Annotated in this window: 22 protein-coding genes; 15 read left to right on the top strand and 7 right to left on the bottom strand. The window is 72.5% G+C overall.

Going from position 1 to position 18116, the window contains the following annotated elements:
* Window positions 1–17: 17 nt before the first annotated feature.
* On the bottom strand, window positions 18–773 hold the full coding sequence (locus tag AC3X7Z_RS12605) for a YqjF family protein (protein WP_241005389.1): 756 nt from the start codon (window positions 771–773) through the stop codon (window positions 18–20).
* 149 nt (window positions 774–922) lie between these two features.
* Between AC3X7Z_RS12605 and AC3X7Z_RS12600 the strand changes: the two genes are divergently transcribed.
* Genes AC3X7Z_RS12600 through AC3X7Z_RS12585 form a run of 4 tightly spaced genes read left to right on the top strand, consistent with a single transcriptional unit; the run spans window position 923 to window position 5148 of the window.
* Complete coding sequence (locus AC3X7Z_RS12600; RefSeq protein ID WP_489976127.1) at window positions 923–1849, top strand: ABC transporter ATP-binding protein; 927 nt, start codon at window positions 923–925, stop codon at window positions 1847–1849.
* A gap of 1 nt (window position 1850) precedes the next feature.
* Window positions 1851–2702, top strand: a complete 852-nt coding sequence (locus tag AC3X7Z_RS12595) for an ABC transporter permease (protein ID WP_241005390.1) — start codon at window positions 1851–1853, stop codon at window positions 2700–2702.
* A 1-nt stretch (window position 2703) separates the two neighbouring features.
* Window positions 2704–3504: an ABC transporter permease gene (locus AC3X7Z_RS12590; RefSeq protein WP_186341956.1), complete on the top strand. Its 801-nt coding sequence runs from the start codon at window positions 2704–2706 to the stop codon at window positions 3502–3504.
* 27 nt (window positions 3505–3531) lie between these two features.
* The gene (locus AC3X7Z_RS12585) at window positions 3532–5148 is read left to right on the top strand and encodes an AMP-binding protein (protein ID WP_489976126.1); all 1617 of its coding nucleotides are present in this window, start codon (window positions 3532–3534) and stop codon (window positions 5146–5148) included.
* Between the two features lie 7 nt (window positions 5149–5155).
* Here the strand turns inward: AC3X7Z_RS12585 and AC3X7Z_RS12580 are convergent, their stop codons facing one another.
* Window positions 5156–5644 carry a GNAT family N-acetyltransferase gene (locus AC3X7Z_RS12580; RefSeq protein ID WP_206054560.1) on the bottom strand — a complete coding sequence of 163 codons (489 nt, stop codon included), beginning with the start codon at window positions 5642–5644 and terminating at the stop codon, window positions 5156–5158.
* A 43-nt stretch (window positions 5645–5687) separates the two neighbouring features.
* Between AC3X7Z_RS12580 and AC3X7Z_RS12575 the strand changes: the two genes are divergently transcribed.
* The 11 genes from AC3X7Z_RS12575 (at window position 5688) to AC3X7Z_RS12525 (ending at window position 13670) form a co-directional block, all read left to right on the top strand.
* Window positions 5688–6215, top strand: coding sequence for a DinB family protein (locus tag AC3X7Z_RS12575; protein WP_489976125.1), 528 nt, complete (start codon window positions 5688–5690; stop codon window positions 6213–6215).
* Window positions 6212–6829, top strand: coding sequence for a class I SAM-dependent methyltransferase (locus AC3X7Z_RS12570; protein WP_489976124.1), 618 nt, complete (start codon window positions 6212–6214; stop codon window positions 6827–6829). The genes AC3X7Z_RS12575 and AC3X7Z_RS12570 overlap by 4 nt, the downstream gene beginning before the upstream one ends.
* On the top strand, window positions 6826–7020 hold the full coding sequence (locus AC3X7Z_RS12565) for a DUF3046 domain-containing protein (RefSeq protein ID WP_186341959.1): 195 nt from the start codon (window positions 6826–6828) through the stop codon (window positions 7018–7020). The genes AC3X7Z_RS12570 and AC3X7Z_RS12565 overlap by 4 nt, the downstream gene beginning before the upstream one ends.
* 26 nt (window positions 7021–7046) lie before the next feature.
* Complete coding sequence (locus AC3X7Z_RS12560; protein ID WP_241005391.1) at window positions 7047–8270, top strand: MFS transporter; 1224 nt, start codon at window positions 7047–7049, stop codon at window positions 8268–8270.
* 218 nt (window positions 8271–8488) lie between these two features.
* The gene (gene recA, locus AC3X7Z_RS12555) at window positions 8489–9541 is read left to right on the top strand and encodes a recombinase RecA (RefSeq protein ID WP_489976123.1); all 1053 of its coding nucleotides are present in this window, start codon (window positions 8489–8491) and stop codon (window positions 9539–9541) included.
* Window positions 9531–10358 carry a regulatory protein RecX gene (locus tag AC3X7Z_RS12550; protein ID WP_186341961.1) on the top strand — a complete coding sequence of 276 codons (828 nt, stop codon included), beginning with the start codon at window positions 9531–9533 and terminating at the stop codon, window positions 10356–10358. The genes recA and AC3X7Z_RS12550 overlap by 11 nt, the downstream gene beginning before the upstream one ends.
* Before the next feature lie 61 nt (window positions 10359–10419).
* Entirely contained in the window at window positions 10420–10908 is a 489-nt protein-coding gene (locus tag AC3X7Z_RS12545) for a phosphoribosyltransferase (RefSeq protein WP_186341962.1), read from the top strand.
* Between the two features lie 43 nt (window positions 10909–10951).
* Window positions 10952–11803 carry a PPK2 family polyphosphate kinase gene (locus AC3X7Z_RS12540; RefSeq protein ID WP_489976122.1) on the top strand — a complete coding sequence of 284 codons (852 nt, stop codon included), beginning with the start codon at window positions 10952–10954 and terminating at the stop codon, window positions 11801–11803.
* The gene (locus AC3X7Z_RS12535) at window positions 11800–12588 is read left to right on the top strand and encodes a HipA family kinase (RefSeq protein ID WP_186341964.1); all 789 of its coding nucleotides are present in this window, start codon (window positions 11800–11802) and stop codon (window positions 12586–12588) included. Before AC3X7Z_RS12540 ends, AC3X7Z_RS12535 begins: the two co-directional genes overlap by 4 nt.
* Window positions 12585–12971: a DUF3037 domain-containing protein gene (locus AC3X7Z_RS12530; RefSeq protein ID WP_186341965.1), complete on the top strand. Its 387-nt coding sequence runs from the start codon at window positions 12585–12587 to the stop codon at window positions 12969–12971. The genes AC3X7Z_RS12535 and AC3X7Z_RS12530 overlap by 4 nt, the downstream gene beginning before the upstream one ends.
* 3 nt (window positions 12972–12974) lie before the next feature.
* Window positions 12975–13670, top strand: a complete 696-nt coding sequence (locus tag AC3X7Z_RS12525; RefSeq protein WP_489976121.1) for a DNA alkylation repair protein — start codon at window positions 12975–12977, stop codon at window positions 13668–13670.
* Window positions 13671–13721: 51 nt separating this feature from the next.
* On the opposite strand, the gene AC3X7Z_RS12520 is transcribed toward AC3X7Z_RS12525, so the two are convergent.
* From AC3X7Z_RS12520 to AC3X7Z_RS12500, 5 genes are all read right to left on the bottom strand, one after another.
* On the bottom strand, window positions 13722–14465 hold the full coding sequence (locus tag AC3X7Z_RS12520) for a sirohydrochlorin chelatase (protein WP_489976120.1): 744 nt from the start codon (window positions 14463–14465) through the stop codon (window positions 13722–13724).
* Window positions 14466–14577: 112 nt separating this feature from the next.
* Window positions 14578–15321 (bottom strand): phosphoadenylyl-sulfate reductase, encoded by a 744-nt coding sequence (locus AC3X7Z_RS12515; protein ID WP_489976119.1) that lies wholly within the window; start codon window positions 15319–15321, stop codon window positions 14578–14580.
* Window positions 15318–15482, bottom strand: a complete 165-nt coding sequence (locus AC3X7Z_RS12510; RefSeq protein WP_489976118.1) for a hypothetical protein — start codon at window positions 15480–15482, stop codon at window positions 15318–15320. The genes AC3X7Z_RS12515 and AC3X7Z_RS12510 overlap by 4 nt, the downstream gene beginning before the upstream one ends.
* Complete coding sequence (locus tag AC3X7Z_RS12505; protein ID WP_489976117.1) at window positions 15482–17194, bottom strand: nitrite/sulfite reductase; 1713 nt, start codon at window positions 17192–17194, stop codon at window positions 15482–15484. Before AC3X7Z_RS12505 ends, AC3X7Z_RS12510 begins: the two co-directional genes overlap by 1 nt.
* A 308-nt stretch (window positions 17195–17502) precedes the next feature.
* Window positions 17503–18102, bottom strand: a complete 600-nt coding sequence (locus AC3X7Z_RS12500) for a DUF5701 family protein (RefSeq protein ID WP_489976116.1) — start codon at window positions 18100–18102, stop codon at window positions 17503–17505.
* Between the last annotated feature and the right edge of the window lie 14 nt (window positions 18103–18116).

The following is an 18116-nucleotide window of genomic DNA, read 5'->3' as shown; positions in this document are numbered from 1 at the left end:
CGGCCTGCCAAGAGGCGTCAGCGCGGACGCGGGCGGGCCGCGTCGCCCGGTAGCGCGAAGTCCGCGTGCACGCCGGGACTGAAGGCCACGTGGTCGGGCGGGCGCGAGGCGAGGCCCGGGAGCCCCAGCGACGCCATCAGCTCGTCGTCGAGAGCGAGCACCTCGGCGTCGTGCAGCGGCCACGGCTCGTGCCGGTTGGGGACGTGGAGGGTGCGTCCCCACCACCGCGTGTGGAGTCCCCACCTGGCGGTGAGGAAGTGGTCGAGGTCGGTGGGCGCGCGCTGCGCTCCGGCACGTACGACGACGTGGCTGGCCGGCCGCGCACCGGCCCCGCGCAGGCGCGCGTCGTAGGTGTGCACGTCGCCGTCGCGGTGGTGGCGCATCCGCGCCCAGCGGTAGGGCAGGCCCAGGGCGGAGCGGGCCCCGAGCACCACCGCGGCCCGCTCGGCGGCGAGGGCGAGGAAGACGACGCCGCGCCGCCCGGTGCGGTCGACGGAGTAGAGGCGCACGTTGGTCTCCAGGAAGGTGCCCAGCCACGGGACCGCCGGACCCCGCCCCGCCCCGGCGTCGACCAGGCGGAACGGGACGAGCCCGACGTAGGTCCGCCCCCGGAACGTGTCGGGCCGGACCCCGGGCGGCATCCGGCGGGCCACGTCGGCGGGGTCGAGCGCCCAGTGGAGGAAGGTGAGGTCGCGCCACTGCTGGCTCATCATCACGGTGCCCGCCAGGGCCGGAGCCTCCGGCGACACGGGCTCGACGCATGCCTCGTCCACGGCCCCACCCTAGGTCCGGCCGGGCGCGCCGTGCGGCGTTCGGCGCACCCCGACGCGGCCGCGGCAGGCGTCGAGCAGCGGGCCCGGAGGCGCGACCTGTGGGTGACGGGTTGGTCGGGCGGGCCCGTGCTGTTCTAGGGTCGACCCCTGTGACAGAAGCGATGATCTCGGCGCGGGGACTGCGCAAGTCCTTCGGTGACTTCGAAGCCGTCAAGGGCATCGACGTGGAGGTGCGCCGGGGCGAGGCGTTCGGATTCCTCGGCCCCAACGGCGCGGGCAAGTCGAGCACGATGCGGATGATCGCCTCGGTCAGCCCGGTGAGCGGCGGCGAGCTGCGGATCCTCGGCATGGACCCCGCCACCGACGGCCCGGCCATCCGCGGGCGGCTCGGCGTCTGCCCGCAGGAGGACACGCTCGACAACGAGCTCAACGTCTTCGACAACCTCTACATCTACGGCCGCTACTTCGGCATCGACCGGGCCACCTGCCGCGAGCGGGCCAACGAGCTGCTCGAGTTCGCGCAGATCACCGACAAGGCCAAGGCGAAGGTCGAGAACCTCTCGGGCGGCATGAAGCGCCGGCTCACCATCGCCCGCAGCCTCATCAACCGGCCCGACCTGCTGCTGCTCGACGAGCCGACCACCGGCCTCGACCCGCAGGCGCGTCACGTCCTGTGGGACCAGCTCTTCCGGCTCAAGCAGGCCGGCGTCACCCTCGTCATCACCACCCACTACATGGACGAGGCAGAGCAGCTGTGCGACCGCCTGGTCGTGATGGACAAGGGGCGCATCGCGGCCGAGGGGTCGCCGCGCGAGCTCATCGACGCCCACTCGACCCGCGAGGTGGCCGAGCTCCGCTTCGGGGTCGGCGAGCACGAGGCCCTCGCGGAGAAGATCGAGGACCTCGGCGAGCGCGTCGAGGTGCTGCCCGACCGGCTGCTCGTCTACAGCGACCACGGCGAGGACGTCGTCGCGGCCGTCATCGACCGCGGCCTGCACCCCATCGCGACGCTGGTGCGCCGCTCCACCCTGGAGGACGTCTTCCTGCGCCTCACCGGCCGGAGCCTGGCGGACTGACGTGACGACACCGCACACGGCCCCCGACGGCGCCGCCGTGACCACCGCCCGACCGGCGCCGACGGGCGCCCTGTCGGCGTGGGAGGGCATGGCCCGCCAGTACGACTACTGGCTCACCGTCCTCAAGCGCACCTGGCGCGGGGGAGTGGTGAGCAGCTTCCTCACCCCGCTGCTCTACGTCGTCGCGATGGGCGTGCTGCTCGGTGGCTTCATCGAGGCCGACCCCGACCGGCTCGACGGCGCGACGTCCTACCTCGCCTTCGTCGTCCCCGGCCTCGTCGCCTCGCACGCCATGACGATCGCGGTCAACGAGTCGACGTACCCCGTCATGGGGGCCATCAAGTGGCACAAGACCTTCTACGCCCAGCTGGCCACGCCGCTCGCCGTGCGCGACCTGGTCAACGCCTTCGTCGCGTTCGTGGTGTTCCGGGTCGCCTCGGCCTGCGCGGTCTTCATGCTCGTCCTCGCGCCGTTCGGCGTCTTCACCACGTGGTGGGGGCCGATCCTCGCGTGGGTGTCGCAGGTGCTGGTCGGCTGCGCCTTCGCCACCCTGGTCTTCGCCTACAGCGCGCGGCTGCGGTCGGAGGAGGGGTTCGGCCTGCTGTTCCGCCTCGGCGTGATCCCGCTGACGCTGTTCTCCGGGGCGTTCTTCCCGATCAGCAACCTCGGCCCGGTGCTCGAGTGGCTCGCCCGGCTGACCCCGCTGTGGCACGGCGTCTCGCTGTCGCGGATGTTCTGCGTGGGCCAGGTCGACTGGTCGCTCGTCGCCGTGCACGTCGTGGTCCTGGTCTCGCTCACCGTCGTCGGCTGGTTCCTCGCCGTGCGCCACCTCGACCGTCGGCTGGAGGTCTGAGATGGCACTCGTCGACCCGATCCCCGCCCCGCTCACCCCCGCAGCCGCCACCAAGGTGCTGGTGCTGCGCAACTACGTCGTCTACAAGGACGCGTGGAAGCTCTTCATCACCGGCTTCCTCGAGCCCGTCTTCTACCTCTTCTCCATCGGCATCGGCGTCGGCAAGCTCATCGACACCTTCGAGTTCCACGGCGAGGCGATCCCCTACGCCGAGTTCGTCGCACCCGCCATGCTCGCCACGTCGGCGTTCAACGGCGCGCTGCTCGACTCGACCTACAACGTGTTCTTCAAGCTGCGCTACGAGAAGCTCTACGACCAGATGCTCGCCACGCCGCTCTCCACCGGCGACATCGCGCGCGGCGAGATCACGTGGGGCCTGATGCGCGGCTCGGTCTACTCCGCCGCGTTCCTCGTCGTGATGGCGCTGATGGGCCTGACCGACACCTGGTGGGCCGTCCTCGCCCTGCCGGCCGCGATCCTGATCGCGTTCGCGTTCTCGGCCGTGTGCATGGCCCTGACGACGTGGATGACGTCATGGCAGGACTTCGACAAGATCCAGCTCGCGCAGATGCCGCTGTTCCTCTTCTCGGCGACGTTCTTCCCAATCGAGGCGTTCGGCGACGGTGTGCTCCGCTGGGTCGTGGAGGCCACCCCGCTCTACCGCGGCGTCGTGCTGTGCCGCGAGCTGACCACGGGCGTGGTGACCTGGGAGTCGGCCGTCTCCGTGGTCTACCTCGTCGCGATGGGCATCGTCGGGCTGCTCGTCGTGCGCCGCCGGCTCGACAAGCTGCTGCTGACCTGAGGCGCTCCGGCGGGCTAGGTTCGGACGATGGACGCCTACGCCCGCGGCGAGACCACGCCGGCCCTGCTGGAGGAGACGATCGGCGACAACCTCGCGCGCACGGTGGCGTCATACGCCCACCGCGAGGCGCTGGTCGAGTGCGCGACGGGCCGCCGGTGGACGTGGGCGCAGCTCCAGGCCGACGTCGACGCCGTCGCCCGCGGGCTCATCGGCGCCGGGATCGAGAAGGGCGACCGGGTCGGCATCTGGGGGCCCAACAGCGCCGAGTGGACCCTCGTGCAGTTCGCCACGGCGAAGGTCGGCGCGATCCTGGTCAACGTCAACCCCGCCTACCGCACCCACGAGTTCTCCTACGTGGCCCGCCAGTCGGGCATGCGGCTGCTCGTCGCCGCGTCGTCGTTCAAGACCAGCGACTACCGCGCGATGGTGGCCGAGACCGCCGCCGGCACCCCGACCCTGGAGCGGGCGGTCTACCTCGACGACGAGCAGAGCTGGGCGGCCCTGCTGGCCGACGGCAACACCGTCTCCGACGACGCCCTCGCCGAGCGCGCGGCCGCCCTGTCGCCCGAGGACCCGATCAACATCCAGTACACCTCGGGCACGACCGGCTTCCCCAAGGGCGCCACCCTCAGCCACCGCAACATCCTCAACAACGGCTACCTCGTCGGTGAGGTCTGCCGCTACACCGAGCGCGACCGGGTGTGCATCCCGGTGCCCTTCTACCACTGCTTCGGCATGGTGATGGGCAACCTCGCCTGCTCCTCGCACGGCGCGACGATGGTCATCCCGGCCCCCGGGTTCGACCCGGCGCTGACGCTGGGGGCCGTCGCCGCGGAGGCCTGCACGTCGCTCTACGGGGTGCCCACGATGTTCATCGCCGAGTGGGCGCTGCCCGACATCGGGTCCTACGACCTCTCCTCGGTGCGCACCGGGATCATGGCCGGCTCGCCGTGCCCCGCGGAGATGATGAAGAAGCTGATCGCGGCGGGGATCGAGGAGATGACGATCGCCTACGGGATGACGGAGACGTCGCCGGTCTCGATGCAGACCCGCACCGACGACTCCTTCGAGCACAAGGTCGGCACGGTCGGGCGGGTCTGTCCGCACCTGGAGGTGAAGATCGCCGATCCCGTCACGGGCGCGACGCTCCCGCGCGGCGAGGCGGGCGAGTTCTGCACGCGCGGCTACTCGGTGATGCTGGGCTACTGGGACGACCCGGAGAGGACCGCCGAGGCCGTCGACGCCGACGGGTGGATGCACACCGGCGACCTCGGCGTCATGGCCGAGGACGGCTACGTCCAGATCACCGGGCGGATCAAGGACATGGTCATCCGCGGCGGGGAGAACATCTACCCGCGTGAGGTCGAGGAGTTCCTCTACACCCACCCCGACATCGAGGACGTCCAGGTCGTCGGGGTGCCGGACGAGAAGTACGGCGAGGAGCTCTGCGCGTGGGTGCGGATGCGGCCGGGCGCCGATCCGCTGGACGTCGACGCGGTGCGTGCGTTCGCCGACGGCAGGCTCGCCCACTACAAGGTGCCGCGCTACGTGATGGTCGTCGAGGAGTTCCCGATGACGGTGACCGGCAAGGTGCGCAAGGTCGAGATGCGCGAGGTGTCCGCCCAGCGCCTCGGCCTGGGCTGACCGCTGGTCAGCCCACCACCCTCTGCATCCACGCCACGTCGATCCAGCGGTCGTGCTTGCGGCCCACCTCGCGCATCACGCCCACCTCCTCGAAGCCGCACGCGCGGTGCAGCGCGAGGCTCGCGTCGTTCGGCAGGGCGACGGCGGCGACGACGAGGTGCACGCCGTCGTCGGTGAGCCGCGCCAGCAGGGCGTCGTACAGCCGCCGGCCCACGCCGCGGCCCTGGTGCCCGGGCGCGACGTAGACCGTGGTCTCGCGGGTGTGGGAGTAGGCCGGCTTGGGCCGGAACGGCGACGAGGTGGCGTAGCCGGCGACGGCGCCCTCGTGCTCGGCGACCAGGAAGTGGTCGCGCGGCCCGGAGGCGGCCAGCCGCTCCTCCCACAGCTCCATCGGCCGGGGCTCGAGGTCGAAGGTGGCATGGCCCTCGCGCGCCTCGCGGGCGTAGATCGCCGCGACGGCGGGAAGGTCGGCGGGAAGTGCGCGACGGATGTCCATTCCGGCCATTGTCCCCCGTCCGGCGGCTGGTTGGATGGCACGCATGAGCATCACGCCCGACACCAAGGACTGGACCTGGGTCCTGGAGCGGTCGTGCCCGGAGTGCGGGTTCGACCCGGCAGCGCAGGGGCTGGCCGACCTCCCCGACCTGGTGCGCGCGAGCGCCGCGGAGTGGGCCCGGGCGCTCGCCCGCGGCGACGCGCGCCGGCGGCCCGCCGCCGACGTGTGGTCGGTCCTCGAGTACGGCTGCCACGTCCGCGACGTGCACGTGCTGTTCGCCGAGCGGCTGCGGCTGATGCTGACCGAGGACGAGCCGACCTTCGCCAACTGGGACCAGGACACCACCGCCGTCGAGAGCGACTACGCCGGTCAGGAGCCGGCCGTCGTGTCCGCCGAGCTGGTGCGCGCGGCGGGAGACGTGGCCGACCTCTACGCCGGTGTGACGGGCGCGGCCGCGGACCGCCCCGGGCTGCGCTCCAACGGCGACCGCTTCACCGTCGCCTCCCTCGGCACCTACCACCTGCACGACGTCGTGCACCACCTGCACGACGTGGGGGCCGGGCTCGGGTGAACGAGACGGTCCGGGCCTACGACCTCGACGCCGCGGCGTACGCCGACGCGTCGCCGGTCGTGCCGGCCTCGGTCCGTGCCGACATCGAGGACTTCGTCGACCGGCTGGGCCCGGGCGCCCGGGTGCTGGAGATCGGGTCCGGCGGGGGTCGCGACGCCCGGCTGATCGAGGAGCTCGGCCTGCGGGTGCGGCGTACGGACGTCTCGCAGGGCTTCGTCGACCTCCTGCGCCAGCGAGGATGGCAGGCGGACCTCCTCGACCCCCTCGTCGACGACCTCACCTCGCCGGAGGGCCCCTACGACGCCGTGTGGTCCAACGCCTCGCTGCTCCACGTCGCCCGGGCGGACCTGCCGACAGTGCTCGGGCGCCTCGCCGAGGTCACCCGGCCCGGCGGGCTGCTGCGGATCTCCCTCAAGGAGGGTGACGGTGAGGGGTGGTCGACGCACGGGTCGATCCGCCACCGGCGCCACTTCACCTACTGGCGCGCCGACGCCCTGCGCGCCGTCGTCCTCGGTGCCGGCTGGGCCGAGGTCGAGGTGCGCGGCGAGATCTCGGGCAAGCGGTCGGAGTCGTGGCTCGAGGTGTCGGCGGTCCGTGATGGGGTGTCCCCATGAGGCACACGGAGCTCTGGGCGCGGCTCGACCAGGTCCTCGGGCGTGACTACTCGCGCACCTGGGCCGAGCTCACAGTCGTGCGCGAACTCGACGGGCGCACGACGCGCGAGGCGCTCGACGCCGGCATCCCTCCCAAGCAGGTCTGGTCCGCGGTGCGCCGCCACCTCGAGCTCCCGGACAGCGAGCGGTGACCACCCGGCTGGAGGCTGGCCTCTCCGTGGCCGACGTGCAGCGGCGCACGGTGCGCACCCTCGTCGTCTCGCAGGCCGTCGGCGCCGTCGGCGTGACCATCGGCGTGGCGACGGCCTCCCTGCTGGCTCGTGACATCTCCGGCAGCGAGACGATGGCCGGCCTCGCGCAGACCTTCCAGGTCCTCGGCACGGCTGCGGCGGCCTACTCCCTGGCGCGGGTGATGCGACGCCGCGGACGACGCGTCGGGCTCGTCCTCGGCTACCTCGCGGGCGCGGCGGGCGCGGTGCTGGCGGTCGTCGCCGGCGTCGTCGACTCGATGGCGGTGCTGCTGCTCGGCGCGGTGCTGCTCGGCGCCACGACGGCGGTCAACAACGGCTCGCGCTACGCCGCCACCGACCTCGCCACTGAGGAGCACCGCGCCCGAGCGCTGTCGGTCGTGGTGTGGGCCACCACGATCGGCGCCGTCGCCGGGCCCAACCTCACCGGCGTGGGCGCGAGCGTCGCCCGGTCGATCGGCGTGCCCGAGCTGACCGGCGGCTTCGCCATCGGTGCCGTCGTCCTCGTGCTCGCGGCGGGGTGGGTCTGGTGGCGGCTGCGCCCCGACCCGTTGCTGCTCGCGCAGCAGGAGGCCGGCGCCGCGCCCGACGACCGCGAGCCGCGCGGGCGGTCGTGGCGTCGGTTCGTCGTCGTCGTACGCGACGTGCCGGCGGTCGGCGCCGCGGTGGTGGCGATGGCCTGCGCCCACGCCGCCATGGTCACCGTGATGATCATGACGCCGCTCCACATGGAGCACGGCGGTGCGCACCTCGAGGTCATCGGCTTCGTGATCTCGGTGCACGTGCTCGGCATGTTCGCCTTCTCGCCGCTCGTAGGCTGGGCCGCCGACCGCTACGGCCGCGCCGCGGTCCTGGTCGCCGGGGGAGTCGTGCTGCTGGTCTCGCTCGCGCTGTGCGGCCTGTCGCCGCAGGGCACGTCGTGGCAGATCTTCGCGGGGCTGTTCCTGCTCGGCGTCGGCTGGTCGTGCGCGACCGTCGCGGCGTCGACGGTGATCGCCGACCGCACGCCCATCGAGGCGCGCACCGACGTGCAGGGCACCTCCGACATGGCGATGTCGCTCACCGCCGCCGGGGGAGGCGCGCTCGCCGGCGTCATCGTCGGCTCGCTCGGCTATCCGGTGCTCGCGATGTTCGCCGCGCTGCTGGCGGGCGCGGTGCTGGTCGCGGGCACCCTCACCCACCGCCACGCCTGACCTGCTCCCGACCCCGCCCCGCCCACTCACGAACCGGGCGCGACACGCCGCACCCGGAGCCGACATCGAACACCTGTTCGGGCTACTGTGCTTCCACAGGTATGACGAGGGGCGAGGTTGTCCACAGCGTTCGACCGTCCTGATCAGGGACTGTCGGTGGCTCGCCCTAGCGTCGCAGACGTACCTCTCACGACACGACGACAAGACGGGACACTGCAATGGCTGGTGCAGACCGCGAGAAGGCCCTGGATGCCGCGCTCGCTCAGGTGGAGAAGCAGTTCGGCAAGGGCTCGGTCATGCGACTGGGCGACGAGACGCGTGCCCCGCTCGAGGTGATCCCCACGGGGTCGATCGCCCTCGACGTCGCACTCGGCCTGGGCGGCCTGCCGCGCGGGCGCGTCGTGGAGATCTACGGTCCGGAGTCCTCCGGAAAGACGACGGTCGCCCTCCACGCGGTGGCCAGCGCGCAGGCGGCCGGCGGCATCGTCGCCTTCATCGACGCCGAGCACGCGCTCGACCCCGACTACGCGAAGGCGCTCGGCGTCGACACCGACGCGCTCCTGGTCTCGCAGCCCGACTCGGGTGAGCAGGCCCTCGAGATCGCCGACATGCTGGTCCGCTCCGGCGCGCTGTCGCTGATCGTCATCGACTCCGTGGCCGCGCTCGTGCCCCGCGCCGAGATCGAGGGTGAGATGGGCGACAGCCACGTCGGCCTCCAGGCCCGCCTGATGAGCCAGGCGCTGCGCAAGATGACCGGTGCCCTCAACAACTCCGGCACCACGGCCATCTTCATCAACCAGCTGCGCGAGAAGATCGGCGTGATGTTCGGCTCGCCGGAGACCACGACCGGTGGTCGCGCGCTGAAGTTCTACTCCTCGGTGCGCCTCGACGTGCGTCGCATCGAGACGCTCAAGGACGGCACCGACATGGTCGGCAACCGCACCCGCGTCAAGGTCGTCAAGAACAAGGTGGCCCCGCCGTTCAAGCAGGCCGAGTTCGACATCATGTACGGCAAGGGCATCAGCCGCGAGGGCGGTCTCATCGACGTTGGCGTCGAGGCGGGCATCATCCGCAAGGCCGGCGCCTGGTACACCTACGAGGGCGACCAGCTCGGCCAGGGCAAGGAGAACTCGCGCAACTTCCTCAAGGACAACCCCGACCTCGCCAACGAGATCGAGAAGCTCATCCTCGAGAAGCTGGGCGTCTCTCCCGCCGTCGACAAGCCCGCCGACGACCTGAGCGACGAGCCCATCGGGGTCAATGACTTCTGACCGGGCGCCCGGCTCCGCATCCGGACCCTCGTCGGGTGCGGTCGGGCCGGAGACCCGGCCGGCCCCGTCGTGGGTCGGCGACGTCGGCCTCGGCGTGGAGGCGTGGGTGGGGAAGGTCCCACCCACGCCCACCGGGACCGGCGCCGAGACCCCGGAGCCCGGCACCGATCGCCCTGCCCGAGGCGATCGCGCTGGGCGCGGCAGCGATCGAGGTGGGGGTCGAGGTGGCCGTCGCTCGGGTGGTCGCGGACGCACCCGCACCTGGGAGGAGCGCGAGGCGGCCAGGCTCGCCCGCGAGGAGGCTGCCGCCGCGGAGGTCGAGGCCGACCCCGAGGCGGTGGCCCGCAGGATCCTCCTCGACACCCTCACCGGGCAGGCGCGCTCGCGCCAGGAGCTGGCCGACAAGCTGGCCAAGCGGGGCGTGCCCGACGACCTCGCCGCCGGCCTGCTCGACCGCTTCACCGAGGTCGGGCTGATCGACGACGCCGCCTACGCCCGGCAGTGGGTGGAGAGCCGGCACCGCAGTCGCGGCCTCGCCCCACGCGCCCTGGCCCAGGAGCTGCGGCGCAAGGGCGTCGGCGACGACGACGCCAAGGCCGCGCTCGAGCAGATCGACGAGGACGACCAGCGCATCGCCGCCCGGGCGCTCGTCGACAAGAAGCTGCGCTCGATGGCAGGGCTCGACCCCCAGGTCGCCACCCGCCGCCTGGCCGGCCTCCTCGCTCGCAAGGGCTACCCCGCCGGCCTCGCGTTCTCCGTCGTCCGCGAGGCGCTGGCCGGGGCAGCCGAGGTCGACGAGCCCCACCCCGACTTCTGACCCGGGGCCGGGCTGCGGGCCCGCCTCTCCCACGGGCGACCGCCTCTGGTGGGATGGTGCCGTGAGCGAGCGCGAGGTCCTGACCTACGACCTGTTCGGCACGGCGACGCGCGAGCTGGCCCAGGAGGTGGCCGACTCGGGGTTCCATCCCGACATGATCCTCGCGATCGCCCGGGGCGGACTCGCCCTCGGCATGGGGCTCGGATACGCGCTGGCGGTGAAGAACATCTCCGTGGTCAACGTGGAGTTCTACACCGGCGTCGACCAGCGCCTCGACGTCCCGATCATGCTCCCCCCGACCCCGGCGGCCGTCGACCTGTCGGGCCTGAAGGTGCTGGTGGCCGACGACGTCGCCGACACCGGGCGCACGCTGGAGCTCGTCCACGCGTTCTGCGAGGGACACGTCGCCGAGGTGCGCACGGTCGTCATCTACGAGAAGCCCCAGTCGGTCATCCGACCCGACTACTCGTGGCGGGTCACCGAGCGCTGGATCGACTTCCCCTGGTCGGTGCTGCCGCCGGTCGTGGATCCCGACGCGATGGCGCACTGACGCGTACGCCGTCGTACGGGCGCCGGTGGGCCATGATGACCCCATGAGACCCGCCATCGCCGACGCGCTCCGCCTGCCGGGCGGACCCGTCGACCTCACGACGATCGCGACCGACGCCACGCCCGGCTTCGACGGCACCAAGACCGACGGCAGGTCCGCGCTCGCCGACATGCAGGTCGAGCTGGCCGACCTCCAGGAGCGGCTGTGGGCCGAGCGCACCGCCGGCTCCCAGCGGCGCATCCTGCTGGTGCTCCAGGGCATGGACACCAGCGGCAAGGGCGGCGTGCTGCGCCACACCATCGGCCTGGTCGACCCCCAGGGCATCCGCATCACCAGCTTCAAGGCGCCCACGGAGGAGGAGCTCGCGCACGACTTCCTTTGGCGCATCGAGAAGGGGCTGCCGGAGGCCGGCTACATCGGGGTCTTCGACCGCTCCCACTACGAGGACGTCCTCATCGGCCGCGTCCGCTCCTTCGCCGACCCCGCCGAGATCGAGCGCCGCTACGGCGCGATCAACGACTTCGAGGCCCGGCTGACCGACGAGGGCGTCTCGGTCGTCAAGTGCATGCTCCACATCAGCGCCGCCGAGCAGAACAACCGCCTCGCGGCGCGGCTGGCCAACCCCGACAAGCACTGGAAGTACGACACGAGCGACCTCGACGAGCGGACGATGTGGTCGGCCTACCGCCAGGCCTACGAGATCGCCCTCGAGCGCACGGGCACGGACGCCGCGCCGTGGTACGTCGTGCCGTCGGACAAGAAGTGGTATCGCAACCTGGCGATCGCCCACATCCTCCTCGACACCCTGCGCGGCCTCGACCTGCACTGGCCGGCCGCCCGCTTCGACGTCGCGGCCGAGATCCGGCGGCTCGCCGAGGAGGCACCGGTCCGGTGACGAGCACCGCAGTCACCGGCCCCCTCCCGACGGTCCAGGTCACCCGCTACGTCACCCCGCTGCGCGAGGGCGGCAGCCTTCCCGGCGTCGTGGAGGGCGACGACCTCGGCACCTACGTGTGCAAGTTCCGCGGCGCCGGCCAGGGCGCGAAGGTGCTCGTCGCCGAGGTCATCGTCAGCGGCCTGGCCACCCGCCTCGGCCTGCGCACCCCGCGGCTGGTCGTGCTGGACCTCGACCCCGAGCTCGCGCGCTACGAGGCCGACGAGGAGGTCCAGGACCTGCTCAACGCCAGCGTCGGGCCCAACCTCGGCATCGACTTCCTGCCCGGCTCGTTCGGCGTCGACGGCCAGGTCGGCACGGCGGACGACGAGGGGGCGCGGGTGCTGTGGCTCGACGCCTTCACCGCCAACGTCGACCGCTCGTGGCGCAACCCCAACCTGCTGCTGTGGCACGGCGACCTCTGGGTGATCGACCACGGCGCCTCGCTCTACTTCCACCACGGCTGGCGCTCGGGCGTCACCGACCCGGCGCGGTTCGCCGCGCAGCCGTGGGACGCCGCCGGCCACGTGTTCGAGACCTGCGCCGGCCGGGCGCGCGAGCTCGACGAGGAGATCGCCGCCCGGCTCGACCGGGACGCCTTCGTCGACGTGCTGGCCGCGGTCCCCGACGTGTGGCTGGAGCCGGTGCCCGGCGCGGAGACGCCCGGTGCGCTGCGCGAGGCGTACGTCGAGTTCCTCCTCGCCCGCCTGGGCACCCGCCAGTGGCTGCCGGAGGTCGCACGATGACCGCTCGCCGGATGGCCTACCAGTACGTCGTGCTGCGGTGCGTGCCCCGCCCGGAGCGCGAGGAGTTCGTCAACGTCGGCGTCGTGCTGCACTGCCAGGCCGCCGACTACCTCGACGCCTCGTGGTCGGTCGACGCCGATCGGCTCCGCGCCCTCCACCCCGGCATCGACGTCGACCACGTGTGCGAGGCCCTCACCTTCGCCGACCGGGTGTGCCGCGGCGACGAGCGCGCCGGCGAGGCGGCCCGGCAGTCGCTGGGGCAGCGCTTCGGGTTCCTCAAGGCGCCGCGGAGCACGGTGCTGCAGCCGGGCCCGGTGCACGGAGGCCTCACCGCCGACCCGGCGCGACAGCTCGCCCACCTTCGCGAGCGGCTCGTCGGCTAGCCCATGACGTACGTCGGTGCGGTGCGGGCGGCCCTCGCCGTGGCCGGCGACCCGGTGCGCGCGGCCCAGCAGCGGGCCTACATGAAGTCCGCGCTGCCGTTCGCCGGCCTGACGGCGCCGGAGCTCAGGGCCCTGCTGCGGCCCCTGCTGGTCGAGCACCGCTTCGTCGACCGGGCGCAGTGGGAGGCCGCGGTGCTCGAGCTGTTCGAGGACGTCGAGCACCGCGAGGAGTGGTACGCCGCGGTCGCGCTGCTGCGCGACCCGGCCTACCGCGCGTGGCTCGACCCCGACCTGCTGCCCCTGCTCGAGCACCTCGTCCGGCTCGGCTCCTGGTGGGACGTCGTCGACGAGATCGCCTCGCAGCCCGTCGGCCAGGTGCTGCTCGACCACCGGGGTGCGGCCACGCCGGTCGTCGAGCGCTGGTCGGTCGACCCCGACAGCCTGTGGGTGCGGCGTACGGCCGTGCTGGCGCAGCTGCGCCACGGCGAGCAGACCGACACCGACCTGCTGGAGCGGGTGCTCGTCGCCAACCTCGATGACACGACGTACGGGCGCGAGTTCTTCGTCCGCAAGGCGGTGGGGTGGGCGCTGCGACAGCATGCGCGCACCGACCCGGCGTGGGTCCGCACCTTCGTGCAGGACCACGCCGACCGGCTGAGCGGGCTGTCGCGGCGCGAGGCGCTCAAGCACCTCACCTGACCTCGGGTGACCGGTCGCCCGAGCGACCGACCGCGACGACGTCGTGCCGGATCAGACGGGGACGAGCTCCACGGCGCCCACGGCGTAGCGGGCGAGGATCGCGCGGGCGACCGCCGGGTGCGCCCCGAGCGGGTCGGAGACCGCCACGGCACCGGCCTCGACGGCCAGCTCGGTGGCCCGGTCGGGCAGCCTGCCGGGAGCGAGGAAGAACGACGCGACGGCGACGTGGCGCTTGCCCTCGGCACGGAACGCACGCACCGCCTCGCCGGCGGCCGGGGGAGCGGCCGAGGCGAAGGCCGCGGTGACCGGGAGCCGGTGACGCGCGCCCCAGGTGCGGGCGATGCGGGCGACCGCCTGGTTGGCGAGCGGGTCGGACGACCCGGCCGCCGTCAGCACCAGCGCGTCGAGCTCGCGCACCCGGGCGGCCTTGAGCGCATCGCGCAGGCGCAGGTCGAGCACCTCGAGGAAGGCGGCCTCCATGCCGAGGATGCGGCTGGCCTGGATCCGGACCCCGTCGTGGCGGGCCATCGCGGCGGCGATGGCCTCGGGCACGTCCACCTTGGCGTGGTAGGCCTCGGTGAGCAGCAGCGGGACGACGACGATCTCGTCGTGGCCCGCCTTCACCAGCCGGTCGACGACCGTGTCGAAGCTCGGCTTGGAGAGGTCGAGGAACGCCGTCTCGATCTTGAGGTCGGGTCGCATCGCCTTGACCTCGGCGATGAGCGCCTTGATCGTCGCGGCCGAACGCGGGTCCCGGCTTCCGTGGGCCAGGGCAACCAGAGCAGGAGCAGCCATCAGGCGTGCCTCCGTTCGTGAGTGGAGCGGTGCATCAGGGTGTGGTGCTGCGGCGGGACGACGTTGTCGCGCTGCGTCGAGCGGGAGATGGTCTCGAGGGTCGTGGGTGACGTCATGCGTGGATCCCGCACTCGGTCTTGCCGGTGCCGGCCCACCGCCCGCTGCGCGGGTCGTCGCCGGGGGCGACGCGGCGCGTGCAGGGCCGGCAGCCGATGCTCGGGTAGCCGTCGTGGACGAGCGGGTTGACCAGGACGCCGTGGTCGAGGACGTAGCGGTCCACCTGCTCGTCGCTCCAGCGGGCCAGGGGGGAGACCTTGACCTTGCCCTTGCGGGCGTCCCAGCCGACGACGGGCGCGATGACCCGGTTGTGGGTCTCGGCGCGGCGCAGGCCGGTGGCCCAGGCGTCGTAGCGCGACAGGGCCTCGTTGAGTGGCGCGACCTTGCGCAGCGCGCAGCACAGGTCGGGGTCGGTGCGGTAGAGGTCCGTGGCGTGCGCGGCGTCCTGCTCGGCGACGCTCTGGACCGGCGTGATGGTCAGCAGGTTGACCGGCAGCGTGGCCTCGACGGCGTCGCGGGTGCCGATGGTCTCTGGGAAGTGGTAGCCGGTGTCGAGGAAGACCACGTCGATGCCGGGAGCCACCGTGGAGGCGAGGTGTGCCAGCACGGCGTCGCCCATCGAGGAGGTGATGGCGAACCGCTCGCCGAACGTCGCCACGGCCCACTCGATGATCACCTCGGCGGGGGCGAGCTCGAGCTCGGCGCCGACGTGGGAGACGAGCTCGCGCAGCTCCTCGGGCGTACGCCCCTCGGTGTGGGTGCCCTTGAACGCGCGGGCGGCGCGGGTCGAGAGGCTCACGGCGCGCCTCCGTCGGTGCCGGGGTGCGGGATCATCCCGGTCATCTGCACGGTGAAGCTGCGCAGGCACGAGCGGCACTCCCAGGCACCTGCGCCCTCGCGGGGGAACAGGTTCTCGTCCCCGCAGTAGGGGCAGTGGAAGGGCACGGCTCGCTCGGACATCAGGACGCCACCGGCTCCCCGCGCAGCAGCACCTCGTCGGCGCGGGCGACCCAGGTGGCGAAGCGCTCGCCGTCGGTGCGGTCGCGCAGGTAGGCCGACACGACGGCGGAGACGTAGTCGTCGAGGCCGGCGCTGGTGACCTTGTGGGCGCGCAGCTTGCGACCCATCGCGGGGTTGAGCCCGAGGGCACCGCCGAGGTGCACCTGGAAGCCCTCGACCTGGCGGCCGTCGGTGTCCATGACGAGCTGGCCCTTGAGGCCGATGTCGGCGATCTGGGTGCGCGCGCAGGCGTTGGGGCAGCCGTTGACGTTGACCGAGATGGCGGTGTCGAGGTCGGGGAAGCGCTTCTCGAGCTCGGTGACCAGGCGGCGGGCGCGCTCCTTGGTGTCGACGATGGCGAGCTTGCAGAACTCGATGCCGGTGCAGGCCATCGTGGAGCGGCGCCAGTTGCTCGGGCGCGCGGTGAGGCCGATCCGCTCCAGGTCGTCGGCGAACGCCTCGGTGTCCTCGGCGGCCACACCGATCACCACCAGCTTCTGGTAGGCGGTGAGCCGGGCGCCGCGGGCGCCGTGGCGCTCGACCACCTCGGAGAGCGCGGTGAGGGTGGTGCCGTCGATGCGGCCCACCACCGGCGCGGCGCCGATGTAGTAGCGCCCGTCCTTCTGCTCGTGGATGCCGATGTGGTCGCCCTGGGTGACGGGAGCATCGGGGGAGGGGTTGTCGACGAGCGCGCGGTGGAGGTACTCGTTCTCCAGCACCTCGCGGAACTTGTCCTTGCCCCAGTCGGCGAGGAGGAACTTGAGGCGGGCCTTGGAGCGCAGCCGGCGGTAGCCGTAGTCGCGGAAGATCCCGGCCACGCCCTCCCACGCGTCGGCGACCTCGTCGAGGGGGATCCACACGCCGAGCTTGTGCGCGAGCATGGGATTGGTGGACAGGCCGCCGCCGACCCAGAGGTCGAAGCCGGGGCCGTGCTCGGGGTGGACGGTGCCCACGAACGACACGTCGTTGACCTCGGGGGCGACGTCGTGGCTGGGGTGCCCGGTCAGCGCGGTCTTGAACTTGCGGGGCAGGTTGGAGAACTCCGGGTTGTCGAGCGCGCGGCGCTTGATCTCGGCCAGCGCCTCGCTGCCGTCGATGATCTCGTCCTTCGCGATGCCGGCGACGGGGGAGCCGAGGAACGGTCGCGGGCTGTCGCCGCACGCCTCCAGCGTGCTGAGCCCGACGGCCTCGAGCCGCTCCCAGATCGCCGGGACGTCCTCGATCTCGATCCAGTGGTACTGGATGTTGTTGCGGTCGGTGATGTCGGCGGTGTTGCGGGCGTAGGCCGTCGACACCTCGCCGAGTGCCCGCAGGGCGGCCGCGTCGAGGACCGCGCCGTCGGTGCGCACGCGCATCATGAAGTAGCGGTCGTCGAGCTCCTCCTCCTCGAGCTGGGCGGTCTTGCCGCCGTCGAAGCCGGGAGCGCGCTGCGTGTAGAGGCCCATCCACCGGAAGCGGCCGCGCAGGTCGGCGGGGTCGATCGAGTCGAAGCCGCGGCGCGAGTAGGTGTGGAGGATGCGATCGCGCACGTTGAGCGGGTCGTCGTCCTTCTTGGACTGCTCGTTCTTGTTGAGCGGCTCGGTGTAGCCGAGCGCCCACTGGCCCTCGGCGCGCTTGGGGCGCGGGATCTCGGTGCGCTGGGCGGCCTGGGGCGTGAACCGGAGGTCGGGCATGTCAGGAGAGTCCTGTTCGCTGATGGTGCCGCGCGCGACGGTGAGCGCGGAGGGGGATGTGCTGGGCGGCGTTCAGCGATGCCAACAGGTCGCGCTGCCCACGCGCATGAGGTCGACATGACGTCGGACCACAAGGTGTGCGTGGGTGCAGGCGGTGACCATGTCAAGAAGTCTCAGGGCTTGGACAGATGTTCCACAAGGCGGAATCTCGTATCGCGAGACCAAGCGCCACGATGTGAGACGCGCCTCGGGTCGTCACGCCCCCGCGAGGCTGGAGTGCGACCCAGGTAACACCGGTGGTCCAGTCCTCAGCCGCGGCTCGCGCATGAGGCGACGCCGAGCCAGGTGTGGTGGTTGCCCCACCAGCACCAGCCCAGCTTGGTGGCGCCGCGGCGCTGGGCGCCGTCGCGGCCGGTGCCGTTGCTGATCCACAGCGCGGGGGTGCGGGCGTCGTACGTCCCGTTGGCGCGACGCAGTCGCGAGCCGGGCGCCATGAAGCAGGCGTTGCGCTCCAGCACCTCGGGCTCCTGCAGCACCCAGTGGAGGCCTTCGGCCAGGGTGAGGGGCGAGCGGCCCGCGGCGACGATCTCGGGCACCGACTCGGCGGGGGTGCGGCCGAGGAACGCCTCGCCCCGGTCGAGACCGATCGCGACGTAGGGCATCGGTGGCACCTCCTCGACGGGGGCGAACGCGTCCACGTCGGTCATGTCCTCGACGACGAAGCCGGCCAGGTCCCCGCGCCGCAGCAGCGGGGCCAGCGCCGAGGCCGGCGCCGACGTCACCAGGAGCGCGCCGGAGGGCGCGCCGGCGGCCACCTCCCGCAGCCGGTCGGGGACGGTCCCGGAGAGGTCGTGGACGCCGAGCCGGACGAGCCGCTCGGCCTGGTCGGACGGAGAGGGGAGGGCCATGCGGGTCCAACGCG

It is taken from the genome of Nocardioides sp. Z24_21 (genome assembly GCF_058134345.1).
This window is presented reverse-complemented; position numbering and strand designations above follow the sequence as displayed.